The 26671-nt window shown below is 70.8% G+C and carries 21 protein-coding genes; 14 read left to right on the top strand and 7 right to left on the bottom strand.

The window, feature by feature from the left end; all coding sequences use genetic code 11:
• The first annotated feature begins 36 nt into the window (after nucleotides 1–36).
• A complete protein-coding gene (argS, locus tag KALB_RS30700) occupies nucleotides 37–1779 on the top strand; it encodes an arginine--tRNA ligase (RefSeq protein WP_025359508.1) in 1743 nt (580 codons plus the stop codon).
• Nucleotides 1776–3116 (top strand): hypothetical protein, encoded by a 1341-nt coding sequence (locus KALB_RS30695; protein WP_025359507.1) that lies wholly within the window; start codon nucleotides 1776–1778, stop codon nucleotides 3114–3116. Before argS ends, KALB_RS30695 begins: the two co-directional genes overlap by 4 nt.
• Before the next feature lie 43 nt (nucleotides 3117–3159).
• Here the strand turns inward: KALB_RS30695 and KALB_RS30690 are convergent, their stop codons facing one another.
• Nucleotides 3160–4557 carry a sugar porter family MFS transporter gene (locus tag KALB_RS30690; RefSeq protein WP_042220975.1) on the bottom strand — a complete coding sequence of 466 codons (1398 nt, stop codon included), beginning with the start codon at nucleotides 4555–4557 and terminating at the stop codon, nucleotides 3160–3162.
• Between the two features lie 260 nt (nucleotides 4558–4817).
• Here KALB_RS30690 and KALB_RS30685 point away from each other — a divergent pair, with 260 nt between their 5' ends.
• Both KALB_RS30685 and KALB_RS30680 read left to right on the top strand, forming a co-directional pair.
• Nucleotides 4818–6044 (top strand): mannosyltransferase family protein, encoded by a 1227-nt coding sequence (locus KALB_RS30685; RefSeq protein ID WP_025359505.1) that lies wholly within the window; start codon nucleotides 4818–4820, stop codon nucleotides 6042–6044.
• Nucleotides 6045–6224: 180 nt separating this feature from the next.
• Nucleotides 6225–7307 (top strand): HNH endonuclease signature motif containing protein, encoded by a 1083-nt coding sequence (locus KALB_RS30680; protein WP_025359504.1) that lies wholly within the window; start codon nucleotides 6225–6227, stop codon nucleotides 7305–7307.
• Nucleotides 7308–7334: 27 nt separating this feature from the next.
• On the opposite strand, the gene KALB_RS30675 is transcribed toward KALB_RS30680, so the two are convergent.
• The 6 genes from KALB_RS30675 to KALB_RS30650 are packed head-to-tail and all read right to left on the bottom strand — an operon-like array spanning nucleotide 7335 to nucleotide 14851.
• Entirely contained in the window at nucleotides 7335–9260 is a 1926-nt protein-coding gene (locus KALB_RS30675; protein WP_025359503.1) for an AfsR/SARP family transcriptional regulator, read from the bottom strand.
• 28 nt (nucleotides 9261–9288) lie between these two features.
• On the bottom strand, nucleotides 9289–10833 hold the full coding sequence (locus KALB_RS30670) for an amino acid adenylation domain-containing protein (RefSeq protein ID WP_025359502.1): 1545 nt from the start codon (nucleotides 10831–10833) through the stop codon (nucleotides 9289–9291).
• Nucleotides 10830–12092 (bottom strand): MFS transporter, encoded by a 1263-nt coding sequence (locus KALB_RS30665; protein WP_025359501.1) that lies wholly within the window; start codon nucleotides 12090–12092, stop codon nucleotides 10830–10832. Before KALB_RS30665 ends, KALB_RS30670 begins: the two co-directional genes overlap by 4 nt.
• Nucleotides 12089–13162 (bottom strand): class I SAM-dependent methyltransferase, encoded by a 1074-nt coding sequence (locus tag KALB_RS30660; RefSeq protein ID WP_148309719.1) that lies wholly within the window; start codon nucleotides 13160–13162, stop codon nucleotides 12089–12091. The genes KALB_RS30665 and KALB_RS30660 overlap by 4 nt, the downstream gene beginning before the upstream one ends.
• Before the next feature lie 28 nt (nucleotides 13163–13190).
• Nucleotides 13191–13511 (bottom strand): Rieske (2Fe-2S) protein, encoded by a 321-nt coding sequence (locus tag KALB_RS44420; protein ID WP_025359499.1) that lies wholly within the window; start codon nucleotides 13509–13511, stop codon nucleotides 13191–13193.
• On the bottom strand, nucleotides 13508–14851 hold the full coding sequence (locus KALB_RS30650) for an iron-containing redox enzyme family protein (protein WP_025359498.1): 1344 nt from the start codon (nucleotides 14849–14851) through the stop codon (nucleotides 13508–13510). Before KALB_RS30650 ends, KALB_RS44420 begins: the two co-directional genes overlap by 4 nt.
• Before the next feature lie 514 nt (nucleotides 14852–15365).
• Here KALB_RS30650 and KALB_RS30645 point away from each other — a divergent pair.
• From KALB_RS30645 to KALB_RS30600, 10 genes are read left to right on the top strand one after another with little or no spacing between them, the layout of a single operon-like run.
• Nucleotides 15366–15608, top strand: a complete 243-nt coding sequence (locus tag KALB_RS30645; protein WP_025359497.1) for a phosphopantetheine-binding protein — start codon at nucleotides 15366–15368, stop codon at nucleotides 15606–15608.
• Nucleotides 15602–18739 carry a non-ribosomal peptide synthetase gene (locus KALB_RS30640; protein WP_025359496.1) on the top strand — a complete coding sequence of 1046 codons (3138 nt, stop codon included), beginning with the start codon at nucleotides 15602–15604 and terminating at the stop codon, nucleotides 18737–18739. Before KALB_RS30645 ends, KALB_RS30640 begins: the two co-directional genes overlap by 7 nt.
• Nucleotides 18739–19434 carry an alpha/beta fold hydrolase gene (locus tag KALB_RS30635; RefSeq protein ID WP_025359495.1) on the top strand — a complete coding sequence of 232 codons (696 nt, stop codon included), beginning with the start codon at nucleotides 18739–18741 and terminating at the stop codon, nucleotides 19432–19434. Before KALB_RS30640 ends, KALB_RS30635 begins: the two co-directional genes overlap by 1 nt.
• Nucleotides 19431–20165, top strand: a complete 735-nt coding sequence (locus KALB_RS30630; RefSeq protein ID WP_042220973.1) for an SDR family NAD(P)-dependent oxidoreductase — start codon at nucleotides 19431–19433, stop codon at nucleotides 20163–20165. Before KALB_RS30635 ends, KALB_RS30630 begins: the two co-directional genes overlap by 4 nt.
• Entirely contained in the window at nucleotides 20162–21415 is a 1254-nt protein-coding gene (locus KALB_RS30625) for a glutamate-5-semialdehyde dehydrogenase (protein ID WP_081789989.1), read from the top strand. The genes KALB_RS30630 and KALB_RS30625 overlap by 4 nt, the downstream gene beginning before the upstream one ends.
• Nucleotides 21412–21693: an acyl carrier protein gene (locus KALB_RS30620; protein WP_030108178.1), complete on the top strand. Its 282-nt coding sequence runs from the start codon at nucleotides 21412–21414 to the stop codon at nucleotides 21691–21693. Before KALB_RS30625 ends, KALB_RS30620 begins: the two co-directional genes overlap by 4 nt.
• Nucleotides 21690–22991 (top strand): TrpB-like pyridoxal phosphate-dependent enzyme, encoded by a 1302-nt coding sequence (locus KALB_RS30615; RefSeq protein WP_042220972.1) that lies wholly within the window; start codon nucleotides 21690–21692, stop codon nucleotides 22989–22991. Before KALB_RS30620 ends, KALB_RS30615 begins: the two co-directional genes overlap by 4 nt.
• The gene (locus tag KALB_RS30610; protein ID WP_030109948.1) at nucleotides 22991–24046 is read left to right on the top strand and encodes an acyl carrier protein; all 1056 of its coding nucleotides are present in this window, start codon (nucleotides 22991–22993) and stop codon (nucleotides 24044–24046) included. Before KALB_RS30615 ends, KALB_RS30610 begins: the two co-directional genes overlap by 1 nt.
• Nucleotides 24046–25464: a class I adenylate-forming enzyme family protein gene (locus tag KALB_RS30605; RefSeq protein ID WP_042220970.1), complete on the top strand. Its 1419-nt coding sequence runs from the start codon at nucleotides 24046–24048 to the stop codon at nucleotides 25462–25464. Before KALB_RS30610 ends, KALB_RS30605 begins: the two co-directional genes overlap by 1 nt.
• Nucleotides 25454–26665, top strand: a complete 1212-nt coding sequence (locus KALB_RS30600) for a type III PLP-dependent enzyme domain-containing protein (protein WP_201771841.1) — start codon at nucleotides 25454–25456, stop codon at nucleotides 26663–26665. Before KALB_RS30605 ends, KALB_RS30600 begins: the two co-directional genes overlap by 11 nt.
• The last annotated feature ends 6 nt before the right edge of the window (nucleotides 26666–26671 follow it).

The following is a 26671-nucleotide window of genomic DNA, read 5'->3' as shown; positions in this document are numbered from 1 at the left end:
TCCCGTGATCGGGGCGGGACTACTGGAGGTCGGTCGGTGTTCACCGGGGATGTCGGGCTGGAGTTGGGCGGCAGGGTCGCGGCGGCACTGCGCACCGCGCTGGACGTGGAGATCACCGCGGAGCAGGCGCTGATCCGCCCCTCGGCCGCCGGGCGAGGCGCCGACTACCAGTGCAACGCCGCGATGAGCCTGGCCAAGCGGGTGGGCCGCGCGCCGCGCGAGGTGGCCGAGCTGATCGTGACGCACCTGGACGCCGCCGATCTCGTGGAACCGCCGGAGGTGGCCGGTCCGGGCTTCGTCAACTTCACGCTGCGCCGGGAGTGGTTGCAGCAGTGGGCGACCGGGCTGTTGGCCGACCCCCGGCTGGGCGTGCGCAGCGCGCCGCGGCCACGTCGCTACGCCATCGACTACGGCAGCCCGAACGTGGCCAAGGAGATGCACGTCGGCCACCTGCGGTCCTCGATCATCGGTGACGCCATCGTGCGCATGCTGGAGTTCGCCGGGCACGAGGTGATCCGGCACAACCACCTTGGCGACTGGGGCACCCCGTTCGGCATGCTCATCGAGCACCTGGTCGACGAGGGCTGGGCCGCCGGCGGCGAGCACTCGATCAGCGACCTGAACAGCTTCTACCAGGCGGCGCGCAAGAAGTTCGACGCCGACCAGGACTTCGCCGAGCGGGCCAGGCGCCGGGTCGTCGCGCTGCAGAGCGGGGACGAGGCCACGCTGGGGCTGTGGCGCGAGCTGGTCGGCGAGTCCGAGCGCCACTTCGCGCAGGTCTACCAGTTGCTCGGTGTGAAGCTGACCGCCGAGGACTACTACGGGGAGAGCTTCTACAACCCGTTCCTGGCCGACACCATCGCGGAGCTGGAGGCCAAGGGGCTCACCGAGCTCAGCGACGGGGCGGTGTGCGTGTTCCCGCCCGGCTTCAGCAACCGCGAGGGCGACCGGCTGCCGCTGATCGCGCGCAAGAGCGACGGGGGCTACGGCTACGCCAGCACCGACCTGGCCACCGTGCGGTACTGGACCCGCGACCGGCAGGCCACCGACCTGCTCTACGTGGTGGGATCCCCGCAGGCGCAGCACTTCCAGATGGTGTTCAAGGCCAGCGAGCAGGCCGGGTGGCTGGACCAGGCGCACCGGGCCGTGCACATCGGCTTCGGCTCGGTGCTCGGCTCGGACGGGCAGATGCTGCGCACCCGCGCGGGCAGCACGATCAAGCTGGTGGACCTACTGCGGGAGGCCGTGGACCGGGCCGCCGCCGTGGTCGCCGAGCGCACCGAGCTGGACGAGCGGCAGCGGGCCGAGGTCGCGCGGGCGGTCGGCATCGGCGCGGTGAAGTACGCCGACCTGTCCAACGACCGGGTCAAGGACTACGTGTTCGCCTGGGACCGGATGCTGGCCATGGAGGGCAACACCTCCGTGTACCTCCAGTACGCCAACACCCGGGTGCTGTCGATCATCGGCAGGGCGGGCAGGTCCGCGCCCGAGGGCACCGAGGTGGTGCTGCACGCCGCCGCCGAGCGCGCGCTGGTGGTCAAGCTCCTGCAACTGCCCGCCGCGCTGGCCGCCGCCACCGAGGAGTTCGCCCCGCACAAGTTGTGCACCTACCTGTATGAAACGGCTGCGGCGTTCTCGGCCTTCTACGAGAATTGCCCCATCCTGAAAGCGCCCGACGACCGCACCCAGCTGTCCCGGCTCGCGCTGGCCCAGCTGACCTCGCGCGTGCTCACGCTCGGCTTGGCGTTGTTGGGCATCGACACCCCGGAGCAGCTGTGAAACAGATCCTCGCCGTGCTCGGCCTGCTCCTCGCGCTGGCCGTGCCCGCGCAGGCAGCCGAAGGACCCGCCCACGTCACCGGATCGCTCAACGACGGCTCGACCTACGTGATGGACGTGCCCGCGCGCTGGAACGGCACGGTGTTGCTGTGGAGCCACGGGCTGAACTTCACCCCGGAGACGCCGACTCCGCCCAACCCCGCGCAGAACGCGCCGACCGGCGCCACGCAGGCCCTGCTGGACCAGGGCTACGCGCTGATCGGCTCCTCGTACGTGACCGCGGGCTGGGTCGTGGCCACCGCGGTGCCCGACCAGGTCGCCACGCTGGCCGCGTTCCAGCAGCGGTTCGGCAGGCCCAAGCGGACCATCGCCTGGGGCGGCTCGATGGGCGGGCTGATCACCACCAAGCTGAACGAGGACTACGGCTCCCTGCTGGACGGCTCGGTGTCGCTGTGCGGTGCGGTGATGGGCGGACCGGGCATCTTCAACTCCATGCTGGACGTCAGCTTCGCGCTGCGCACGCTGATCGCGCCCGAGCTCAAGCTGGTGGACTACACCGACCGCGCCGACGGGCTGGCCGCGATGCGGCAGCTGGCCAAAGCCGTCACCGCGGCCCAGGCCACGCCCGAGGGCAGGGCCCGCATCGCGCTGGCCGCCGCACTGTACGACGTGCCGGGCTACAACGACCCCAGCCAGACCAGGCCCGCGCCCGGTGACGCGGCGGCGGCCGAGGTCAACCAGTTCCAGTTCGTGTCCACGGTGATCGCCGCGATCGACACCGCCGCCCGCCAGGACACCGAGGGCAACCTGGGCGGCAACCCCTCGTGGAACACCGGCGTGGACTACCGCAGGCTGCTGGGCCAGTCGCGGGTCGCCGAGGAGGTCGGCCAGCTCTACTCCGCTGCCGGGCTGTCCCTACACGGTGACCTGGACGCGCTGGCGGCTGCCCCGCGGATCTCCGCCAACCCCGCGGCCAAGGAGCTACTGGCCCGCTCCTCCGCGCTGACCGGACGGCTGACCAAGCCGCAGATCACCCTGCACACCACCGGCGACGGGCTGGTCCCGATCGAGGGGGAGCAGGCGTACCGCCAGTACTCGGGTGACAGCCCGCTGCTGCGTCAGACCAATGTGGACGGTCCAGGGCACTGCGCCTTCGCGCTGCCCGAGGTGCTCGCCGGGCTCAAGGCGCTCGAACAGCGACTGGACTCCGGCCGCTGGGGCGACACCGGGGCCGCCGCCATGAACGCCCGCGCCCGCGCCGCCGACCCCACCGCGACCCCGCGGTTCACCGAGTTCAAGCCCGGCCCGTACCAGCGGCCGTACCAGTTGCGGCGCTGACACACGTGTGGCGCGCACCCCGGGTGCGCGCCACACGAGTTCGTCAGTGCCCGTAGACCAGTTCCTGGCCGATGTCCTCCAGGCTGCGGCCCTTCGTCTCCGGCATCAGCTTCTTGACGAACAGGAACGCCAAGCCCGTCATCACCGCGAAGAACAGGAAGTTCAGGCCCGCGCCGAACTTGTCCAGCAGCGCGGGGAACACCAGTGCCACCAACAGGTTGAACAGCCAGTTGAAGGTCACGCAGAGCCCGACCGCCCCGGCCCGTACGCTCAGCGGGAACAGTTCCGGCAGGGCCACCCACTGCACCGGTCCCCAGGACACCGAGAACGAGGCGATGTAGACCGCGATGCCGAGCAGGGTGAGCCCCAGCAGCAGCGGCCCGGTGGACAGCCCGGCCAGGTTCACCGCGGCGAGCAGGACCATCGCCCCGCACATGCCCAGCGCACCGTAGAGCAGCAGCGGGCGCCGCCCCACCTGGTCGATGAGCCGCATCGCGGGCAGGGTCATCACCATGTTGATCGCGCCGATGCCCACGTTGGCCAGGATCGCCCCGTTGGCACTGAAACCCACGTTGGTGAGCAGGGTCGGCGCGTAGTAGATGATCGTGTTGATGCCCACGAAGTTCTGGAAGAACACCAGCAGCATGCCCACGACGAACAGCGGGCGCAGCCGCCCCTTGACCAGCATGCGCAGTTGCAGCGGCTCGGCCTGTTCGGCCTCCTTGCGCGCGCTGGCCTGGATCTCGGCGAGCTCGGAGTTGGCGGCCTGCTCGTCACCGCGCAACGAGGTCAGCACCTTCTTGGCCTCGTCCGCGCTGCCCTTGTTGACCGCCAGCCAGCGCGGGCTCTCCGGCTGGGTGTAGATACCGATCATGAGCAGCACCGCGGGCAGCACGCCCAGGCCGATCATCCAGCGCCACGCCCCCGCGTCGGCCAGCGCGTAGTCGGTGGCGTAGGCGACCAGGATGCCCACGGTCACCAGGAGCTGCATGAGTGAGGTGAGCTTGCCCCTGGCCTCCTTGGGTGCGAGCTCCGACAGGTACATCGGCACGACCACCGAGGCGATGCCGACACCCACACCCATGATGAAGCGGAACGCGACCAGGAACTCCGCGTTGCCCGCCAGCGCGGCGCCCAGTGTGCCGACCGTGAAGACCACGCCCGAGGAGAGGATCATCTTTCTGCGGCCAAGGGAGTCGGCGAGCTTGCCCGCCAGACCCGCGCCCAGCATCGAGCCCGCCAGCAGTCCCGACACGACTGTGCCCTGCACGATCGGGCTCAGCGGGATGTCGTCCTTGATGTAGAGCAGGGCACCGGAGATCACTCCTGTGTCGTAGCCCCAGAGGATGCCGCCCAGCGCGCCGAAGAACCAGATCCCGATGTTCCTCCTGCTGTGCCGCGCCCTGGCGACCACAGTGGAGGAGTCCGTTCCGGGAGACATCTTTGTCCCTTCTCTCGGAGGGTGATCACCCTAGGGCTGACCGTGGTGCCCAGCTACTCGGAAGCACTCGCTGCCGCCGATGCGTGGTGCTCTGGGGCAGTCTCGGGTCACGGGACTTGACAAGCTTTCCGTGCAACCGAAGCAGGCTCACACGGCATGACAGGGGCTCAGCGAGGCCGCCGGTTGCACGGGATCGCTGCCGTGTACAGAACTTCACAGTCACGGGCTGGCAGGGTGTTTGCGCTGGCAGCATCGGTGCGGTGACCAGTACAGCCCTGCCCCGACGGCAGCACAAGACGGTCTCGGAGCTGCTGCGCGGGGACTTCGGCCGGGTGCTCGTCCACGTCCTGTGCTGGCAGCTGGCGATGACCCTGCTCGGGGTGCTGATGGAGCGGATGCTCGGCGTCGGCGGCAAGTACACCGGGGACGTGGCGCCCGCCGGGGCGAACCTGCTCACGCACACCTACCGCTGGGACTCCGGCTGGTTCCGGGACATCGTCCTGCACTGGTACCAGTTCCGCGCCCAGGAACCCGTGTTCTACCCGGTGTTCCCGTTGGCCGTGCTGCTGGTCAACTGGTTGAGCCTGGGCACGGCCGGTCTGCTCGTCTCCGGCCTGGTCGTCAACACGGTGTCCAGCTGGCTGGCCGTGACCGCGCTGGTCAAGATCGTGCGGTACCACGTGGACGGTCCGCACGAGCGCAGGCTCGCGCTGCTGGCCTTCCTCGCCGCGCCCGCGGCCTTCTTCCTGCACATGTTCTACAGCGAGGCCGTGTTCGTCGCCTTCGCTTTCTGGGCCTACCTGTTCGCGCTGCGCAGGCAGTGGCGGGCCATGGCCCTGTGCATGATCCCGATGATGGCCACGCGGGTCACCGCCGTGCTGTTCCTGGGCCTGTGCTTCCTGGAGTTCTGGCGTGCCGGTCAGTGGAGACCCCGCGCGCTGCTGAGCTGGAACCTGCTGTGGTTCCCCGTCGGCCTGGCCGGGCTCGGGCTGTACGCCTTGTTCCTGCACGCCGTGACCGGCGACGCGCTCGGCATGTTCACCGCGTACCACAAGGGTCCTGACTGGGCGTACCACGTGTTCAACCTGAACTTCCCCGGCACGATCCTCGACCAGGTCCGGCAGCTGTGGCGTGAGCTGACCGGTGTGGACCAGGTCTACGTGCGGACCTTCACCGACCGGCTGCTGCCGCTGCCCTACCTGGCCGTGACCGCGGCCAGCTCGGTCTACCTGCTGGTGGTGCGGCGGTCGGCCGCGGTGCCGTTGGCGGCCTTCGGGTTCGCGTCGATCGTCATGTTCACGCTGAACAGCAACCTGATCTCGGTGTACCGCTACCTGTTGCCCTGCATCACGATCTACATCGCGCTCGCCGAACTGGTCGGGCGGCGGCCGTCCTGGCGGTACCCGGTGTACGGGCTGCTGGTGTGCGGCGGGGCGTTCCAGGTGGCGCTGGTCGCGACGTTCGTGTGCTATCGGTGGGCGGGGTGAGTCGCAATGTGGTTTCGGGGTGGTTTGTCCTGGGGCCCTGGCGATGGGCTGTGATCGGGGTAGTTGGGGCGTGGAATGCCGCCCCGATCTCGCCGACGAGCGTAAGCCCATCGCCACCCAGGAAAAACCACCCCTGAGGATTCACTCATTCGTGCGCTCAATTCGGCGTAGAATGGTGGCATGGGGCAGCGGAAGATCGCGGAGCGGATGCTGGAGGCGTGGAAGCGCCTCGCGTCCGTCGAATTCGATCTGCTCTGCTGTGCCGCTGAGATCGGTGATCCGCATGAGATCGCGTTGTTGCTGCGCATTCCGCTCGGGAGGGCTCGTCGGCTTCAGGAGCAGGCGGTGGCAATGGAGCGGTTGCCGGTGTTGGCTGGGTTGATGCGGGACGGGTTGCTGGATCTGGACCGGTTCGAGGTGGTGCGGAAGCTGACCGAGAACCTGGACCCAGTGAAGGCTCGTCGGGTGGATGCCCGGCTGACCGGTGCCGCCGAACTGAACTCCAGGGAGTTGAAGGTCGAGGTTGGGCGGCTGGTGTGTCTGGTTGATCCGTCGGGAGCTGAGGTTCGGCACGTCAAGGCGGTGAAACGGTCCGAAGTGCGGTACCGGTCGATGCCTGATGGCATGGCGGAACTGATCGCCTACCTGGACGCCGTGGAAGCACGGCGGATCTTCGACCAGGTCAACGCCGACGCTGAGACGCTGCCGGAGGACGGTCGGTCCTGGGGCGAGAAGCAGGCCGATGTGTTCGTCGATCGGGTGCTGGGATCGGGTCGGCCGGTGACGGTGCGGACTGATGTGACCGTGTCCGCGCGGACACTGCTCGGGTTGACCACCGATCCTGGATATATCGCGGGTGTCGGATACGTTGACGCGAACTTGGCTCGTGAAATCGCCGCGCAGGGCGACTGGCGTAAAGTGCTCACCGATAAAGTCGGCATGCCGATTGGTGTCGGTCGGAAACGGTATCGTCCGCCGAAGGCGTTGCGGGATTTTGTGATGGTGCGGGACTGGGTCTGTCAGGCGCCGGGCTGTCTGCGGCCGGTGGCGGAATGCGAGATCGATCATGCGCGAGGTTTTGCCTCGGGCGGTGCGACGGATGAGCGGAATCTCGGGCCGTTCTGCGATGTGCACCATTACCTGAAGACGATCGGCAGGTACCGGTTCGAGCGGGATGCGGATGGGATTCGACGGTGGATCACGCCGCTGGGGTTCGAGTACGAGACCCGGGCGAAGGCCATCGCGGAACCGGACCCGCCGTGAGCGACGGATCGGAAGGCGGGCGGCCCGTCAACCAACCCGGGGGCGACCGTGCGACAGGGACCAGCGCAGTTCGTCCACGGCCTTGTGCAACGCATCGGTGCAGTCCCGCATGCTCAGGGCCCGCAGGGTGCCGAGTTCCCTGCGGTACCAGGCGAGTCCGCGCGCCGTGGCGGAGGGCTCACCCAGCAGCTCCAACTGGGCCTCGACCAGACCGACATAGTGCCGGACCACGCGCGACACAGCGGCCTCAGCGTCCACATCGGACGGTTGCTGTTCGCGGGCGACAAGCCGGACCATGTCGGGGATCCGGTAGCTGTCGATACGCAGGCGCTCCACCAAACCGGCGTCCACCAACCGGTCGACGACAGCCTCGGCGCGCTCGACATGCTCACCGAGCAGGGCGGCAAGCACATGCTCGGACACGACAGGCAGGTCGAGCACGCCGAGCAGGCTCAGGGCGGTGATGGCGGAGCGATCCGCCCACCGGTGCAGCAGCCGCACCCCGGCGTGCAGGCTGGCGCGCACACTGTGGCCGCCGTGGGCGAGCAGGTCGAGGCGGCGGCGTGGGTCGGCGAGGCGGGCGGCGAACTCGTGCAGCCGCCATTCGGGGCGGGTGGCGAGCCTGGCGGCGGCCAAACCGAGTGCCAGTGGGGAGTACTCGCACAGCCGCGCCACCTCCGAGGCAGCGGCCCGCTCGGCGTCGACGCGCACGGGCCCGAGCGCGGAGCGCAGCAGGCTCAGCGCGGTGTCGGCGGTCATCCGTCCCAAGTGGACATGTCCGCGCGGGCCGACTGAGTCGAGGGCGAGACGCCCGCCGATCAACAGGGCGCTACCGGGAGCCGGGTCCAGCAGCGGCCGTACCTGCTCGGGATCGCCCACGTCGTCGAGCACGACCAGCACGCGCTGCGCGGAACCACTGAGCCTGCGCACCGCATCGACCACCTCCTCGGGCCGCATCGCCCGGTCGGCGGCCGAACCCCGTACGTCGAGGTACACCTGCCCGTCGGGGAAGTGCGGGGCCAGCGCGTGGGCGGCCCGCAGCAGCAGGGTCGTCTTGCCCGCACCGGCGAGCCCGTGTACGGCGCACACCTGTTCGCCGCCGCTCAGCAGTGACACCACGGCGTCGAGTTCGGCCGTGTGCCCGACGACCCCGTGCACGGTCGGCAGCGGCCGGACCACCTCCACCGGCTTGGGGCGTGCGGGCTCGCGACCCCGCACCAGCTCCGGATCCTCGACGAGGATGCGCTGGTGCAGTTCGCGCAGCGGCTTGCTGGGTTCGATGCCCAGCTCGCCGACGAGCAGCCGCCGCAGGTCCCGGTACGCGCCGAGCGCGTCGGCCTGGTGCCCGCAGCGGTAGAGCACGAGCATGAGGTGGGCGTGCAGCCGTTCCCGCAGCGGGAACTGGGCCACCAGCTGCTTCAGCTCCGGCAACAGTGCCTCGTGCTGGCCCAGCCCGATCTGCGCGCCGATCCGCGCCTCGATCACCGCCAGCTGCGACTCCTCCAGCCGGGCGCGTTCGGCCATGACCGCGGGGCTCAGCGGCACGTCGGCCAGCGGCACGTCCCGCCAGATCGCCAGCGCGCGGCCGAACGAGCTCGCGGCCGCGGACAGGTCGCCCTCGGCGGCGCTGGCCCTCCCCTGCGCCACGAGCCGGTCGTACTCGTGCACGTCCAGCATTCCCTGCGGCACCAGCAGCTGGTAGCCGGGGGCGCGGGTCTGCAACACGGTGCCGGTCAACTGCTTGCGCAGCCGCCACACGTAGCCCGCGAGCAGCCCGCTGGCCGAGGCCGGGGCCCGGTCCGGCCACAGCTCGGCCAGCAACCGGTCCACCGGCACCACCTGGTTGGCGTGCAGCACCAGCGTGGCCAGCAGCGCGCGCTGCTTGGCCGAGGCGATCGGGGACCACTCGCCACCGTCGAGGTACTCGACCGGTCCCAGTATGCGCAGCCTCATCTCGCCCCCTAGCGACGAAGCACCAAGCTCACTGCCGGATCTCGGCGGCCAGCCTGCGTCGGTCCACCTTCCCGCTCGGGTTGATCGGGAACCCGGTCACGTGCAGGAAGCTCTGCGGTGTCATGTACTCCGGCAGCCTGCGGCGCACCGCCGCGGTCAGCTCGGCCTCGCCGAGCCGCTCACCGGTGTAGATCGCGTGCAGTTCCAGGTCCTCGCCCCGGCCGGGAATGGCCAGCACGACCACCTCCCGCACGCCCGCGCAGCCACGCAGCACCGACTCGACCTCGGCGAGCTCGATACGGTACCCGCGGATCTTGACCTGGTCGTCCAGCCGCCCGAGGTGCACCAGGGCCCCGTCCTCCAGCCGCACCCGGTCCCCGGTCCGGTACCAGTCCCGGGTTTCCGGCGTGCCCGCCAGCACCTCGGCGGTACCGCCCTCGTACCGCACGAACCGGTTCGGGTCGTGCGCCGGATCCAGGTAGCCGTCGAACCGCTGGCTGCCGCGCACGCACAGCTCCCCGTCCTCGGTCGCCTGGCCCTCCGGGGTGAGCAGCACGCCGTCCAGGTGCTCGTAGACGGTGCCGATCGGCACGGTCCCGTTGGAGGTCTCCGGCCACTGTTGCTGGTCGGCGGGCAGCCGGTAGCCGACGCAGGTGATCGTCAGCTCGGTCGGCCCGTAGATGTTCTCCACGGTGCTGTTCGCCGCGGCCACCAGCCAGTCCCGCGCCTGGTCCAGGGTGAGCTGTTCACCGGCGAACAGGCTCCACCGCAGGCTGGGCATGGAGCCGGGCTCCAGGGCGTGCAGCCTGCGCGAGAAGGAGATCACCGAGGGCACGGAGAACCAGTGCGTGATCTGCCTGTCGACGACGAACCGGATCGGCACCATCACCTCGTCCGAGCGCGGCACGACCAGGGCCGCACCCGAGGTCCAGGCCACGAACATGTCGAACACGGACGGGTCGAAGGTCATCGCGAACGCTTGGGACAGACGGGATCCCGGCCCGGCCCCGTACCGGCTCACGCAGTGCGCCAGGTAGTCGCGCAGGTTGCGGTGCCGGATCGGCACCCCCTTGGGCGTACCGGTGGAGCCGGAGGTGAACAGGGTGTAGGCCACGTCCTCCGCGGTGCCGGTGTACGGCTCCTGCCAGGGCTCGGGCAGCGCCGCCAGCCAGTCGTCCGCCAGCAGCCGGACCTCGGTCATGCCGGTACCGGCCAGCGCGGCCCCGGCGTGCGGTGCGCCCTCGTCGTCGACCAGCACCACCGACACCCCGGCCGACTGGCACATGGTGCGGTTGCGCTCGGCGGGGAAGGTCGGGTTGAGCGGCACGACCCCGGCGCCCAGCCGCAGCGCCGCCAGGTACCCGGCGTACGCGGCGAGGCTGCGCAGGGTCAGCAGCCCGACCGCGCCGGGCACGCCACCGGCCTCGCGCACGATCCGCGCGGCCAGTCGATCGGCCACAGTGGACAGTTCCCGGTAGGACAGCACGTGCTCGCCGACCTCCAGGGCGGTGGCCTCGGGGAACCGCTCCACGGTGTCCCGGAACCACGTGTGCAGGGTGCCCTCGGGGTTCACGAGGCGCTCACCTCGACCGGCTTGTCCACATCCGCGATCGCGCCCGTGGTGACGACGCGCAGGAACGGGATCACCAGCAGGGCGCACACCACGGCGAACAGGCCGAACGCCAGCTGGTAGCCGAGCACCTGCGCGAGCACCCCGGCCAGCGCGGCGGCCACCGGGGTCATGCCCCAGGAGATCAACCGGCTGGCGGAGCTGAACCGCCCCAACAGGTTCTGCGGCACACAGGACTGCGCGATCACCCGCGAGTTGACCGTCCACATGGTACCGCCCGCCCCGGCGACGAAGGCCGCCGCGCCGATCACCCACGCGCTGTCGGCCGTGGCTGGCAGCACCGCGGGGGCGGCCACCAGCGCGAAGGAGCCCACGATGTCCACGAACATCGCCCAGCGCCTGCCCAGCAGCCGGTTGGCCGGGCCGGTGAGCACGGTGCCGACCACGCCGCCCGCGCCGAGGCAGGTCAGCAGCAGGCCGTAGCGCTGGGAGTCCAGGCCGAGCGGGCCGGTGGCGTAGACCGGGATCAGTGCGAGCCAGGCCGCCCAGCACCCGGCCATCACGGTGATCAGGAAGGACATGCCGCGCAACAGCTTGTGCTGCCACAGGAAGGCCAGGCCGTCGCGGATCTCCACGTGCACCGACTTGCGCTCGGACACCTTGCTGACGGCGAAGTTGCCGGTCAGCAGCACCAGCAGCAGGGCGCCGGCCACGTACACCAGCCCGGTGCTGCCCAGCGCGATGGCGAACCCGGCGGCGACCAGGAAGCCGCCGACCGGGGCGCCCAGGAAGCTGTTGCACAGGTACTCCACGGCGGTGATCCGCGCGGTCACCGACTGCCAGCGGCTGCGCGGCACGGCGGAGGGCACGATGGAGGCCCCGGAGATCAGCGCCACCACCTCGGCCACACCGAGTACCAGCGCGACCAGGTAGATCAGCGGCAGGCTGACCAGGTTCAGCAGCACCGCGAGCAGCAGCACGGCGACCGAGACCATGCGCGCGGTCTCCGCCCCGATCATCAGCGAGCGCCGGTTGTGCCGGTCCACGAACACGCCGATGTGCAGCGCGGTCAGCAGCCAGGGCAGGGTCAGCGCGATCACCACCCCGGACACCAGCGCGGGCGAGCTGGTCAGTTGCACGGCCAGCAGCGGCAGTACCACCTTGGTCACCGCGTCGGCGATGTTGGTGGTGCCGGTGAACAGCACCAGCAGCCACTCGTTGCGGCGGCCCACCTCGGCGGTCACCGGTTCGGCTTCGGTCATGGGGTGCGCACCTCCCGGTCGGTGCCCACGCAGACCCGCTCGCGGTCGTGGAACACGTGCAGCGGGACCGGGATGCCCGCCTCGCAGCGCAGCGGGGCGGCGAAGGTCTGCACGGCCTGCCGCCAGTGCGTGTCCGGGTGCAGCGGGCTGTTGGACAGGGTCACGCCCGCGCCCAGGTCCAGCTCGAACCAGATGGCGATCGCGTCGCAGTCACCGTCCACTGTGGGCAGTGCCTTGACCAGTTCGCGGTTGGGCGGGCAGTCGGCGCCGAAGTCCACGTCCAGCAGCGGGAAGGGTTCGGTCAGCGCCAGGTGCGGGTAGTTGTGCAGGTAGGTGGAGAAGTACTCCATCGAGCGCAGGTTGTTGAACCCGCTGACGTCGAACCCGCACGCGGTGGACACGTGGTTGTGCGAGCGCAGCCGGTCGCTGGACACCAGCTGGCCCCACAGCCTGCCGCGGCCCGGCACGATGCGCGGTTCGGCGACCAGCAGCTCCTCACGGGCGTGCTCCAGCGTGGGCAGCGCGTTCTCGCCGAGCAGGGCGCAGTCGAAGATCTCGGTGACCAGCACGTCGGCCCTGCGCGGCAGGTCGACGCCCAGCCGCAGGTCGGTGGAGGCCTTGTTGACCACGGTGATCCGCGTGTCGAACCCGTTGGCCCGCACGATCTGCTCGGCCACGGTGGCGATCAGCGGTTCCACCTCGCAGGTGACGACCTGCGCGGCACCGGCCCTGGCCGCGAGCAGGGCCAGCAGCCCGCTGCCGGTGCCGATGTCCAGCACCAGGTCGCCAGGGCGCACCGAGGCCATGATCGCGTCGTGGTAGGCCTGGTTGCGCTCCACGTCGTTGAGCATCGCGAAGTGCCAGCGCGGCACCAGCTTGCGCACCGCCCGGTTGAGCAGCAGCGATGGCAGCGAGTCACTGCCCTCGGCCAGCCGCTCGGCCAGCCCGAAGTAGTCGGCCGCGCTGCCGTAGTCCTGGCGGTCCATCGACACGCGGCCGCGGGCGAGCAGGGTCTGCACCAGGTCCTCGGTGTCCATCGCCGGGACCCGTGCGGGTCTGCTGGGGGGCATCACATCCACTTGCTGCTGCACGGCATCCTCACTGAGCTAGGACCATTGTGTTGGTGGCCACCGGGTCCGCACCGCCGTCGGGCAGGTACGCGATCACGTGCGGGCCCCGTTGGACGGTGGACACGCCGCGCGTGCACAACCGGTCCACCCGGAAGCTGTTGCCGTGCCAGGGGCAGCGCAGGCCGTTGCCCTCGACCTCACCCAGGTGCAGCGGGCCGCCCCGGTGCGGGCAGCGGCTGGCGATCAGGTGCACCGCACCGTCGCGTTCCAGCCCGAAGTAGCGCTGCTCGCCCACCACCACGACGTTGTGCCGCGGCCAGGTGAGTTCCACGCGGACCGCGGCGCTCACCGGTCGCTGACCGCGATGCTCGCGTCGGACTCGGCACGCAGCCCGTACAACCGTCCACTGGGGACGGTCACGGCCTCACCCTGCTTGACCTGCAAGGGATCGCCGGTGGGGCTGCGGTACAGGTCGACCACCCCGCTGAGCACGCTGACCGTGGTCTCGCCCGCGGCCATCCGCGTCTCGAAGAAGCTGGCCGGCCCGAGGTCGCTGACCACGCCCGTGCGGGCGGCGTCCCCCTCGGCGGTGTGCGTGCTGGGATCCCACTGCAACTGGGCGAGCAGGTCGTTGTCCGCCAGCACACCCAGCAGCCGGATCTCCTCGACCCCGCGGATCAGCCCGTGCGTGGCGACCGGCCCGTGCTTGCGGGCCAGCGGCAGCAGCAGGTCGTGCACTGCCATGCGCCCGTGGTGCTGGTCGATGTGCGCGTGCTCGTCGCAGTAGCGGGTGTCCACGTCCTCGCCGTAGACCACGCGCAGGGTCTTCGCCAGCTGCGCGAAGTACGGGGCGAAGGTGGCCTCCAGCAAGGCCATCGCGCCGATGTAGCGGAAGAATCCGGTGCGGTTCTGGGTGACCCAGTAGAAGTAGTTGTTCACCGCGATCGAGCTGGGCAGGTAGTAGAACCAGTAGTGGTGCGCCCTGGTCGACATGTCCGCGCTGGCGCACAGGTCGGTGAACAGCTTGCTGTGCTTGGCGTCGAAGACCCCGTAGCCGAACTCGTCGATGAAGATCTTGAACAGCTCGCTCTGCTCGGGACCGAAGGCCCCACCGAGGTTCTGCGACATGGCGGTGGCCTCGGTCAGCCCGTCCAGCGCCATCTGCGCGATCAGCGTCTCCGCGGCCCGCCTGCGGTCCGGGGCCGCCTCGATCGCCCTGAGGATCGTGCGCTCGGCGGTGACCGCCTCGGTGATCGTGGCCTCCAGGTGCGCCTCGGTGGCGGCCATGTCCCAGTCGCCGTTCACCCGCACGCTGGTGTCCAGGAAGCTCAGCGCGTAGTGCTCCACGTCGTGGCGCGCGCGGTCGGCGAGCAGCCGGTTCTGGGTGGAGTAGAAGGCCTCGAAGTCGCGTTCCTTGCCGCGCAGGCCGTCCTCGGGCAGGAACAGGGCCCCGCTCTCGTAGACGTTCATCAGGAAGCGGTTGGCCATCAGGCTCTCGTCGGCGGCGAACTGGTCCTCCCGCAGCGGCGTGCTCAGGTCCAGCCGGGCCAGCCTGCCCGCGTCCAGCGGCCGCCGGTACGGGTTGTCGCGCACCCACGGCGCGGCGACTCCCCGGTACGGCTGGCTGCCCGCGAATTCCGCGACGGCGGCGGCGACCGAATTATCCAAGCCGACCTCAGAGATAGTCATCGGTGATTCTCCATACCCCAGCCTCGCAGCAGCTCTACAGGCCCGTACGTGCGATGTTCCCATTCGCGGGACGTGCCGCAACTATTCCTGGTCAACAACCATTCGTCTAGTACCGATCTCTTGGTGACCGATCAATCACACTGTGCGACCGCTGTTTCTTCTCGGCGCGGGTGTGTTCGTCCAACCCCGTTGTACAACGGGGCAGACCTGCTGTGTTCATGAATGGATTCCGAGCTGGCGCTGGAACGTCGACCTGCGGTTGTGTCATCCGCTGAACGGGGTAAGGCCCCAGGTCGGCGCTGTGTGAATGGGCAGGCGGGTGGAGTAGAACAGGCAATCTGTTTCTGTTTCTGCGAACGCGTGAATCCGAAGCGTGACGGCCTTGACCCATTACTGCGATCGGCGGAGTGACCCGTTCGGTACACCGCGGCTGCATCCAGAAAACATCGAGAAAACATCGGCCGCGGAGATGCTCTCCGGCGCCGGGATCGGATTAGAAGGCGGAGATACAGCCATGACCGCACCACTGGACCTTGACGCCACGATCGGCAAGTACGCCACCGGGGCCTTCGACGACAGCACGCCGCTGCTGGAGGTGGGCCTGGAGTCGCTGTCCCTGCTGCGGCTGGCGGTGGAGGTGGCCGCCGACGACGACGCGGAGATCGACGCGACCCGACTGGCCGAGCTGCGCGTGGTCGGCGACCTGAAGGCCTGGCTTGGCGACCTGGCCGTGGTGGACGGGGCCGCGTCGTGCTGACCGAACAGCAGGCCGACCTGGCCATCACCGAGTCCCAGAAGGGACTGCTGGTGCTGGACAGCCGCGTGGCCGCCAAGCACCTGTACAACCAGATCATCCAGTTCGACCTGGACCCGGCGGCGGTGCCCGCCGAGGCGGTCGGGCCCGCGCTGCTGGCGCTGGTGGCCGTGCAGCCCGCGCTGCGCCAGGTCTTCACAGCGCTGCCCGCGATCCACGCCCGGCTCACCGCGCCGCCCACGGCCGAGGGCTTCCCCCTGACCCACCTCGACGTGCCCCCGCAGGACTACCCCGAGGCGGTGGCCGCGCTGGCCCGCGAGCTCGGGCCGATGGCCTTCGACCTGGCCACGGGCCCGGCGTACCGCTTCGGCACGGTGCGGGCCACCGACAACAGCGCGGCGACCATCCTGCTGGTCGGCCACCACATCGTCGGTGACGGCGTGTCCATGGGCCCGATCGTGCGCGACCTGGAGGCCCTGTTCACCGGGCGGTTGGCCGGGGAGGCGATCGCGGCCAAGCAGGTCGAGCGCGAAACCGCGCTGCGCAAGGAACTCCAGGCGCAGAACCGGGTCGCCGCCCAGGACCGCACCACCGAACGCGCCAAGCAGTGGGCCGCCGCGCTGCGCGAGGTCCCGCCGCTGGTGCTGCAACCGCGCCCGAACCGCCCCACGCAGACCGCCTTCACCGGTGCGCGGGTCGCGTGGCGGCTGGACGAGGCCGAGTCGGCCCGCTTCACCCAGACCTGCAAGCGACTGGGCGTCACCTCCTTCGTGCTGCTCAGCGGGGTCTACGGCGCGGTGCTGGCCCGGCACGGCGCGGTGTCCAAGGTGCTGGTGGGCAGCCCGTTCATGGCCCGGCGCACGATCGGCGCCTTCGATCTGTGCGGGTTCTTCGTCAACACGTTGCCGGTCACCGTGGACGTGGACTGGGCGCGCACCGTGGACGAGCACCTGGCCGAGCACGTGCGGCCCGCGATCGACTTCTGCCGCTCCCACGTGGACGTCAGCTTCAACCAGCTCGTGGAGCACGCCCAGCCGGACCGCTCCAGCAACCGAAACCCCTTGTTCTCCGCCATGTTGGCGATGCAGGACACCTTCGACCCGGCCACGGCGCAGGCCGTCGTCCGGGTCCGCGAACCGGGCAACGGCACCGCCAAGTTCGACCTGTGGCTGGGGGCGACCCCGATCGACGGCCGCTGGCAGCTGGAGCTGGAGTACGACCGCGAGCTGATCTCGCCCGCGGTGGCCGACGGCCTGCTGGACTCCTTGCGCACCGCTCTGCGCCGTGCCGTGGCCGACGGCTCACGCACCCTGGCCGAACTGTTCGAGGACGCCCCGCTGGCGGAGAGCCTGCGTACCGACGGCCAGCCCGCCAGGGTCGAGGCCGCCACGCTGAGCCAGTGGTTCGAGCAGTCCGTGGCGGCCACGCCCCAGGCGGTGGCCATCGAGGACCCGCACAACCGGCTCACCTACGCGGAGTTGGCCGCGGCGGCGACCACCGCGGCGGCGGGGTTGGCCGCGCACGGCATCGGCCCCGGCGACGTGGTCGGCCTGGCCCTGGACACCCTCGCCGACACCGTGGTCGCGATCATGGCGATCCTGCGCCGTGGCGCCGTGTTCCTGCCGCTGGACTCCGGGCTGCCCACGGAGCGCCTGGCGTACATGGCGGACAAGGCGGGCTGCCGCACGGTGCTCGGCGCCCCGCTGGTGCCCGACTTGACCGTGCTGAACATGGCTGAACTCGCTGAAGGCGGCACCGACACCAGCTCGCTGGCCAGCGCCGACAGCCCGGTGTACGTCATGTTCACCTCCGGGTCCACCGGCCAGCCCAAGGGCGTGCAGATGGGCCACGGGCCGCTGCTCAACCTCACCGGCTGGCAGCACGCCGCGCTGCGGATGGGCCGCCAGACGCGGTTCCTCCAGTACGCCCCGCTCGGGTTCGACGTGTCGTACCAGGAGATCCTGCCGACCCTGCTGTGCGGGGGCACGGTGGTTTCCCGCGAACCGGCCGACCGGCGCGATTTCCCCGCCATGTTGCGACGTATCGCCGACACGGCCGTCACCCACGTGTACCTGCCGGTGGCTGCGCTGCGCCCGCTGGTGCAGTGCGCCAAGGCCAACCAGGTGAGCCTGCCCGCGTTGCGGTACCTGTGCGTCTCCGGCGAGCAGTTGCTGGTGGACGAAGAGATCCGCGAGTTCTTCGTGGCGCACCCGCACTGCACGCTGGTGAACCTGTACGGGCCCACCGAGACGCACGCGGTGACCAGCCACCGGCTGTCCGCCCGGGACGAGCAGTGGCCGCCGCACGTGCCGATCGGCCTGCCCTACCCGAACGTGGCCGCCTACGTCGTTGACGTCACCGGCCACCTCGCCCCGGTCGGTGTGCCCGGTGAGCTGTACCTCGGCGGGGACTGCCCGGCCGAGGGCTACGTCAACGACCCGCAGATCACCGCCGAACGCTTCGTGGCCGACCGGTTCGACGGGGGCACGGCCTACCGCACCGGGGACCGCGTGGTGCGCGAACCCGACGGGGTGCTGGTCTTCCTGGGCCGCGAGGACACCCAGGTGAAGATCCGCGGGTACCGGGTGGAGCTGGGGGAGATCCAGACCGTGGCCACGGCGGTGGACGGGGTGCTGGAGGCGGTGGCCGTGGCCAGGGGCAGCGGGGTCGACCGCGAGCTGGCGCTGTTCGTGCTCGGTGAGGGGCCGGTGGACCACGAGGCGTTGCGGGCCAAGCTGGCCGAGGCGCTGCCGGAGTACATGGTGCCCACCTGGATCTTCGACCTGGACAGGGTGCCGACAACTCCCACTGGCAAAACGGATCTGGACGCACTGGTGGCACTGGCCGACGAGCTGGTGACCGAGCGCCGGATCGACTCGGCCGCGGCGCCCGCGGACTACCAGGACGCGCTGGAGGCGGAGCTGGCCGGGATCTGGGCCGAGGTGCTGGGCGTGGACTCGGTGCTGCGGGACCGGCCGGTGATGGCCTACGGCGCGCACTCGCTGAACATCTTCACGGCGCTGGCGCAGGTGCAGGAGCGCTACGGGGTTCCGGTGCCGGTGGTCGACTTCTTCAGCTCGCCGACCGTGGCCACGCTGGCGGGTCTGGTGCGCACGGCCCTGGCGGGGGCGTGATGGCCACCGTCTCGCCCTCGCGGCTGATCCCCTTGGTGCGCAAGAAGAACCGGCCCAGTTGTGTGCTGCTGCCCGGACTGGGCGGCGGGCTGGAGCCCTACCTCCGACTGGCCGCCGCCCTGGGCGAGCAGCGCAACGTGCACGCCTTCCGCGCGGCCGGGCTGATGCCCGAGGAACTGCCGGAGACCTCGGTCGCCGAGATGGGCGACGCGGCGGCGGCCGTACTGGAGCAGTCCGGGATCCAGCCCGAGCTGGTGATCGGCTGGTCGCTGGGCGGGGTGGTCGGCTGGGAGCTGTGCACCCGGCTGCCGCACCGGCCGCCGCTGGTGATCATCGACAGCGCGCCCTGCCCGTGGCAGGCCAGCGAGGACAGCCGGGTGGAGCTGCGTTCGAGCATCACCGGCATGTTGGGGCCCAACCCCGATCCCGGCACGCGGGACCGCGTCTTGTCCACAGTGGACGCCCAGCTCGACGCGCTGGCCGAGCACAAGACCTCGGTCGGCTACGACGGGCCCGTGCTGCTGCTGATGTGCCAGCCGGACGAGGGCTGGCGCGAGGAGGCGGTCCGGGGCTGGCGGGCACTGGCCCCGAACCTGCGCACCGCGCGGCTGGGCGCGGGCCACTACGAGGTGTTCGACGCCGGGCGGCTGCCCGAGCTGATCGACCAGATCGCCGAGTTCGAGGAGGCGTGGTGACCGGGCCACTGGCCGTGGTCAGCGGCGGGACCCGGGGCATCGGGCTGGCGCTGAGCCATCGGCTGATCAAACTGGGCCACCGGGTGGTCGCCCTGTACCGCGGCGATGACGCCGCGGCCGAGGCGGTGCGCGAGGAGTCGCTGCACGTGCTGCGGGCCGACCTCGCCGACTCCGGGGCCGTGCGGGCCGCGGCCCACCAGGTCCTCGCCGAGCACGGTGTGCCGACGGTGCTGGTGCACAACGCGGGCCGCAACATCGACCGGCCGTTCCTGGAGATGAGCGAGGAGGACTGGCACGGGGTGCTGGACACCAACCTGTCCGGGGTCTTCTACCTCACCAGGGCGCTCGCCCCGGCGATGGTCGAGTCCGGGCAGCAGGGTGTGATCGTCACCGTAGGTGCCACCACCGGGATGCGCCCGCGGCTCAACGGCGCCAACTACTGCGCCAGCAAGGCGGGCCTGCTGCAACTGACCAAGTGCCTCGCACTGGAGCTCGCGCCCCGGATCCGGGTCAACTGCCTGATCCCCGGCATGACCGAGACCGAGGAGCTGGTCACCCGCTTCCGGTTGCACGACCCCCAGGCCCGCGCCCAGGTCCTCGGCGAGATCCCGCTGCGCCGCATCGGCGGCACCGAGGACGTGGCCGACGCCCTGGAGTACCTGGTGAGCCCGCGCAGCGCGTACCTGACCGGCCAGAAGATCATCGTGGATGGTGGGCAGTACATGTGGTGACCGAGATCCTGGCCGCGACGAGCGCCGCACGCGACACGGCGCCCGCACCCGGCGACGAGCGCTACGACTCCTACTGCACGGAGCTGGCCCGGCAGCTGACCGCCAACTGGGACGCGGTGCTGGCCGCCAACGCCGAGGACATCGCGCTGGCCCGCCAGCGCGGGCTCGGCGAGCCGCTGATCGACCGGCTCCAGCTGGGCTACCAGCACCTGGCTCCGCTGCTGGAGCTGGCCGAGCAGACCCGCAAGGCGCTGCCCGCCGTGACTGCCTGTTCACCCGGTACGCCCGCGTTCGGGCAGAGCGTGGTGCGGCGCAAGCCCAAGCCGCTCGGCGTGCTGCTGATGATCTACGAGGCCCGGCCCACCGTGACGGTGGAGGGCGCGCTGCTGGCCGTGGCCGTGGGCAACGCGGTGATCCTGCGCGGGGGCTCGGAGATCGCGGCCACCAACGCCAAGCTCGGTGAGCTGGCCGCGAACGCCGCCCGCGCGGCCGGTCTGCCCGAGGGCATGGTGTCCGTGCTCACCGACGGGGACCGCAGGCTGGTCCGCGAGCTGCTCAAGCGGCACGACGCCATCGACGCGCTGATTCCGCGCGGCAGCGCCTCGCTGATCGACTACTGCCGCACGGCCTCCACCATCCCGGTGATCGCCAGCGGCGGCGGGGTCAACCACCTCTACGTGGACTCCAGCGCCGATCCCGCGGTGGCCGCCCGCATCGCCGTTGACAGCAAGCTGACCGAGCCCACCGCGTGCAACACGCTGGAGATGGTCCTTGCGCACCAGGACATCGCGGCTCAGGTCGTGACGGAGTTGCTGGCGCTGGGCGAGGAGTTCGAGCTGCGCCTGGACCCGGCCCTGCTGGTGCCCGGCGAACAGGTCAGTGAGCTGTCGGCCCGCGACGACGGCCGCGAGTTCCTGGACCGCTCGCTGGGGGTCCGGCCGGTGGCCGACCTCGCGCAGGCCACCGCGCACATCCGCCAGCACGGCTCGAAGCACACCGAGGGCATCGTCAGCGAGGACCCCTTGGTGGTGCAGGAGTTCCTGGACACCGTGGACGCGGCGGCCCTGGTGGTCAACGGATCGCTGCGGTTGCACGACGGCCCGACCATGGGGCTGGGACCGGAGATCTCCATCAGCACCGGCAGGTTGCACACCAGGGGACCGGTGGACCTGTCCGCGCTGCTGACCTACAGCTGGGTCATCGAGGGCCACGGAACGGTCCGTGGCAAGGAGAGGGGGAGCGCGTCGTGACGCCTACCCAAGCCCGTCGGGCCGAGGTCAACGACGCCGTGAAGCGCATCGTCGCGCTGGAGTCGCGGCTGTCGCTGGCCCCGCACGAGATCCCCGACGCCGAACCGCTCAACGGGGACCTGCTCAAGGTCAACTCGCTCGGGTTCCTCGGCATGTTGGTGCGCCTGGAGGACGAGCTGGACGTGACCCTGCCCGACGACCTGTTCACCGGGCGGACCTTCCACACCGTGGCCGACCTGACCGGGGTCGTGCTGCTCGCGGTGGGGGAGCAGTCATGAGGTGGCGCAGTGTGTTGCCGCGCCTGGGGTACGAACTGCCGCCGGACCTGACCCCGCCGAGCGCGAACGGCCCGCTCACCCCGTCGGTGCCGCTGGAGCTGATCCGGCAGAGCGTGTCCGCGCGGGAGTACTGGGACATCCCGGAGCCGGTGGCCGAGCAGTACCGCCGGTACCGGCCGACCCCGCTGTGGCGGGCGACCGCCTTCGAGCGGGCCATCGGCGCCGAGGTGCCGGTGTACGTCAAGTACGAGGGCGGCAACATCTCCGGCAGTCACAAGCTCAACACCGCGCTGGCCCAGGCGTACTACTACCAGCGGGCCGGGGTGCGCGAGCTGGTCACCGGCACCGGGGCAGGCCAGTGGGGCACCGCGCTCGCGGCGGCCTGCGCGGCGTTCGGCCTGTCCTGCACGGTGTTCATGGTCGGCGGCAGCCTGCGCGACAAGCCGTACCGGGGCAGCCTGATGCGGCTGCTCGGCGCGCAGGTGCACGCCAGCCCGAGCGGGCTCACCGAGATCGGTCACCAGGGCGGGGGCAACAGCCTGGCCCTGGCCATCGGTGAGGCAGTGGAGTACGCGAAGGCCGGTGCGGGGCGCGCGTTCTGCATCGGCAGCGGGGAGAACTACAGCATCCTGCACCAGTCGGTGATCGGGCAGGAGGCGATCGAGCAGCTGTCCACTCTGGACGCCGAGGTGGACACGGTGATCGGTTGCGTGGGCGCGGGCTCGAACTTCGGTGGTATCGCGCTGCCGTTCTTCTCCGGTGACGACCAGGGGCCGACCCTGCTCGCCGCCGAGTCCAGCTCCACGCCCAAGCTGACCCGCGGTGTCTACGCCTATGACCTGACCGACGCGACGGGCACCGGCCCGATGGAAGCCATGTACACCATCGGCAGCCAGTACTCGATCCCCGCGTCCCACTCGGCCGGGCTGCGCTTCCACGGGGCCGCGAAGCTGTTGTCCGCCATGCGCCACCGGGGGCAGATCGCCGCCACCGCCGTAGGCCAGCGGGCGGCGCTGGAGGCGGGCCGCGCGTTCGCGGGCAGCGAGCTGATCGTGCCCGCGCCCGAGTCCGGGCACGCACTGGCGGCAGCGGCCTCGGTGGTCACCGGGCGCGACGCCAAGCACCGCGGCGGCCGTGGCGTGCTGGTGTGTGTGAGCGGGCACGGGTTGCTGGACCTGGCCGCGTACGACCAACTGCTCGCCGGGCAGCTCACCGACCTGGCCGCCGACCCCGAAGCCGTCGAGCTGGCCACGGCCGCGCTGACCCGGGTCGACAACACCCTCGTCGAGGTGAACTGATGACACCGACCGAGACCCGCCACGGCGTGTTCACGCCGATCCTGCGCGGGCTGCGTGCCGAGGCGCTGGACTGCATTCAGGCCAACCTGGCCGTGCTGGCCGATCAGCAGGGCGGCAGCGGCACGCACCTGGCACTGGGCTCCGCACTGCGCTTTCCTGTCGACTCCACAATGGACACACGGCTGTCCGAGGCTGCCGAACAGGTGGGCGCCGAGGTCGTACAGCGCTGGGACGACGCCGACGTGCGGGACCTCGCCGAGCAGCACCCCGTGCTCTACGTCGTGGCCGACGCGTACGAACTGCCGTGGGTGCCTTACGCGGGCCAGCAGCACATGGAGCACTCGTTCCTGCTGCTCGGACCATCCACTGTGGCCGATGCGTACCACAACGACACGCAGTGGGGCGCCGTCCGGCCCGGGGTGTGGAAGATCGGTGACACGCCCCTGCCGAGGGCTACGGCGTTCACGCTGGAGGTGCGGCCGACCAAGCTGGACCCGGCTGCCGTGGTGGCCGCCAACGCCGCCGCCATGACCGGGGCCGTGCCCGCGATCGAGGCGTACGTCCAGGGCTGCAACGAGGATCTGCCCCAGCTCGTGCTGGACGTATGGGTGATCGGCCGCTCCCGGCTGCTGCACGCGGCGTGGCTGGCCAGCGTGGGGCTGCCCGCGGAGGCCGCCGAGCGGCAGGCGCAGGACTGGCTGTCGTTCGCGGCGCAGACCTACGTCGCGATGCGACGGGCTCAACGCGGCGGGCCGCTGACCGCGCCGATCGACACGGAACTGCACCGCCTACTGCACGGCGATGTGGCGCTGGCCCAGGACCTGTTCGTGCGCAGCACCGTCAACGAGGCGCTGTGCTCCGTGCTGCGCCTGGACGCCGTGCCCGCTGACGGGACACTGCGCGACCTGCCCGGCTACAACTCGTTCAAGCTCGTGGACGTGATCAACCGCGTCGAGGACCGGCTCGGGATGCAGGTGGACCCGCGCGCGCTGACCGCGCAGAACCTGCGCGACCCGGCCAGCCTGTGCCGCCTGTTCGTGGCTGGGGAGGCGTGATGCTGCTGCACGAGCTAATCGACACGACCCGCCCGGACGCGATTGCCATCAGCCGGGGCGAGGACGCGCTGACCTTCGCCGAGCTGGACCTGGCCGGGCTCCGCGTGGCCAAGTGGTTGCTGGACAAAGGGGTTCGCCGTGGCGACCGGGTCCTCGCCGCGCTGCCGCCCTCGGTCGAGGTACCCGCGCTGCTCTACGGCTGCTCGCGAGTCGGGGCAGTGTTCAGCCTGATCCACGACACGGCCCCGGCCTCGGCGGTGCAGCACGTCGTCGACGACTGCGAGCCCGCGCTCGTCGTGGACCCCGCCGAGCTGTCCACTGTGGTCGGATCGGGCGCGGTCCCGGACGAGCTGCCCGCGTCGCCGCTGACCGTCGACCCGATCTGCCTGATCTACACCTCGGGCAGCACCGGTGCGCCCAAGGCCGTCGTCTCCACGCACGCCCAGGTGACCTTCGCCGCCAGGGCGATCCAGTCGCGGCTGCGGTACCGGCCCGAGGACGTCGTGTACTGCGCGCTGCCGCTGGCCTTCGACTACGGCATGTACCAGCTGTTCCTCGGCGCCCTGTCCGGGGCGCGCGTCGAACTGGGCTCCGCCTCGGACGCCGGTCCGCAACTGCTCGGCAAGCTCGCCGCCTGCGGGGCCACGGTGCTGCCCGCCGTGCCCGCGCTGGCCCGCGGCCTGGCGGCGATGCTGGCCCGGCCCACGGCCAAGGCCCCGGCGATCCGGTTGCTGACCAACACCGGGGCCGCCATGCCCGACACCGTGCTGGCCACCCTGCGGGCGCGCATCCCAGGGCTGCGCGTGCAACTGATGTTCGGGCTCACCGAGTGCAAGCGGGCGACGATCATGCCGGTGGACGAGGACCTGAACCGGCCGGGCGCGTGCGGCGTGGCGCTGCCCGGCACGGAGGTCTACGCCGTGGACCCCGCGGGCGGGCGGCTCCCGGCCGGGGAGGTCGGCGAGATCGTGGTGCGCGGCCCCAACGTGATGGCTGGCTACTGGCGGCGGCCCGAACTCACCGAGCAGCGGTTCCCGCGCCAGCAAGGGCTTTTCCCCGTCCTGCGCACCGGCGACTTCGGCTGGCTGGACAAGGATGGCTACCTGTACTTCGCGGGTCGCCGTGACGACCAGTACAAGGAGCACGGGTTCCGGGTCAGCGTGACCGAGGTCGAGGCCGCGGCTCACCGAGTGTCCGGAGTGGACGCCGCGGCGGTGTTGCCGCCGGGTGCCGAGGAGCACGGGGCCACGCTCGTCGTGGTGTCCGAGCTGGCGCCGCATGAGGTGCTCGCCGGGCTGCGTGCCGAGCTGGAGGAGTTCAAGATCCCGCGCACCTGCCACGTGGTGGCGGCACTTCCGTTGACCCGCAACGGCAAGGTCGACCGCGCCGAGTTGGTGAGGGTGACCCGTGCTGGCTGACCTGGAGACCCCGGCCTACGTCTACGACCTGGACGAGGTGCGCCGCTGCGCGGCCGCCCTGCGTGCCGCGCTGCCCGAGCCGACCCGGATCTACTACTCCTTCAAGGCGAACCCGCACCCGGCGGTCGTCTCCGCGCTGCGCGAGCAGGGCTGCCACGCGGAGGTCTGCTCGCCCGGCGAGCTGGCCACCGCGCTGGACGCGGGCTTCCCCGCCGCCGAGGTGCTCTACACCGGCCCCGGCAAGCGCGACCAGGACGTCACCGAGGCCGTCAAGTCCGGGATTCGACTGTTCTCAGTGGACAGTCCACACGGGATTGATCAGCTCGATTCGGCCGCCGCCGCACAGGGTGTCACGGTGCGCAGCCTGGTTCGGGTCAACGACCTGAGCCCGGTGCCCGGCCAGGGCCTGACGATGACCGGGGTGGCCTCGCAGTTCGGTGCCGACGCGGACTGGGTGCTGGCCGAGCCCGAGCGCTTCGGCGCCAGGGACCACGTCCTGCCGGCGGGGTACCACCTCTACATGGGCACCAACCTCACCGAGTCCGACGCACTGCTCGCGCAGTTCCGGCAGTCGGCGAGCACCGCGCGCTGGCTCGCCGAGACCACCGGCACCGCCGTGCAGGTGCTGGACCTGGGCGGCGGCTTCGGCGCCCCGTTCGCCAAGGCGGGCGTGCTGCCCAGGTTCGACGGCCTGGCCGAGCGGATCGCCGACCTGCTGGACGAGACCTTTCCCGGTTGGCGTGCGGGCAGTCCCGTCGTGGCCTTCGAGTCGGGGCGCCACCTCGTCGCCACCAGCGGCACGCTCTACACGCGGGTGCTGGACGTCAAGCGCTCGCACGGCAGGGACGTGCTGGTGCTGGAGTCGGGCATCAACCACCTGGGCGGCATGTCCGGGCTGCGCAGACTGCCGCCGATCACCCCCGACGTGCTGGCCGCCGAGGGCGTTGGCGAGCCGCTGACCGGCGCGATCGTCGCCGGGCCGCTGTGCACCCCGTTGGACACCTGGTCGCACGCGGCGAGCCTGCCCGCGGTGCGCCCCGGCGACCTCGTGTCGGTGCCCAACGTGGGCGCCTACGGGCTGTCCGCCAGCCTGCTGGCCTTCCTCGGCCACCCGGCACCGGTCGAGGCGGTCCGCGAAGGCGGCCGGATCACCGACGTGTCCCGCTTGCACCTCCACCGACAAGACCTGAACAGGATGTGATCAGCC

The sequence above is a fragment of the Kutzneria viridogrisea DSM 43870 genome, assembly GCF_000525635.1.
GTDB classification, from domain to species: Bacteria; Actinomycetota; Actinomycetes; order Mycobacteriales; family Pseudonocardiaceae; genus Kutzneria; species Kutzneria viridogrisea.
Note: the sequence above shows the minus strand (reverse complement) of the source record. Positions and strands in the feature narration are given on the sequence as shown.

What these genes read in the sequence shown, in the direction of transcription:
- KALB_RS30645 (WP_025359497.1), top strand. Translation starts at nt 15,366, where the DNA reads ATGACCGCACCACTGGACCTTGACGCCACGATCGGCAAGTACGCCACC.
- KALB_RS30660 (WP_148309719.1), bottom strand. Translation starts at nt 13,162, where the DNA reads ATGCCCCCCAGCAGACCCGCACGGGTCCCGGCGATGGACACCGAGGAC.
- KALB_RS30605 (WP_042220970.1), top strand. Translation starts at nt 24,046, where the DNA reads ATGCTGCTGCACGAGCTAATCGACACGACCCGCCCGGACGCGATTGCC.
- KALB_RS30635 (WP_025359495.1), top strand. Translation starts at nt 18,739, where the DNA reads ATGGCCACCGTCTCGCCCTCGCGGCTGATCCCCTTGGTGCGCAAGAAG.
- KALB_RS30610 (WP_030109948.1), top strand. Translation starts at nt 22,991, where the DNA reads ATGACACCGACCGAGACCCGCCACGGCGTGTTCACGCCGATCCTGCGC.
- KALB_RS30615 (WP_042220972.1), top strand. Translation starts at nt 21,690, where the DNA reads ATGAGGTGGCGCAGTGTGTTGCCGCGCCTGGGGTACGAACTGCCGCCG.
- KALB_RS30650 (WP_025359498.1), bottom strand. Translation starts at nt 14,851, where the DNA reads ATGACTATCTCTGAGGTCGGCTTGGATAATTCGGTCGCCGCCGCCGTC.
- KALB_RS30690 (WP_042220975.1), bottom strand. Translation starts at nt 4,557, where the DNA reads ATGTCTCCCGGAACGGACTCCTCCACTGTGGTCGCCAGGGCGCGGCAC.
- KALB_RS30665 (WP_025359501.1), bottom strand. Translation starts at nt 12,092, where the DNA reads ATGACCGAAGCCGAACCGGTGACCGCCGAGGTGGGCCGCCGCAACGAG.
- KALB_RS30675 (WP_025359503.1), bottom strand. Translation starts at nt 9,260, where the DNA reads ATGAGGCTGCGCATACTGGGACCGGTCGAGTACCTCGACGGTGGCGAG.
- KALB_RS30680 (WP_025359504.1), top strand. Translation starts at nt 6,225, where the DNA reads ATGGGGCAGCGGAAGATCGCGGAGCGGATGCTGGAGGCGTGGAAGCGC.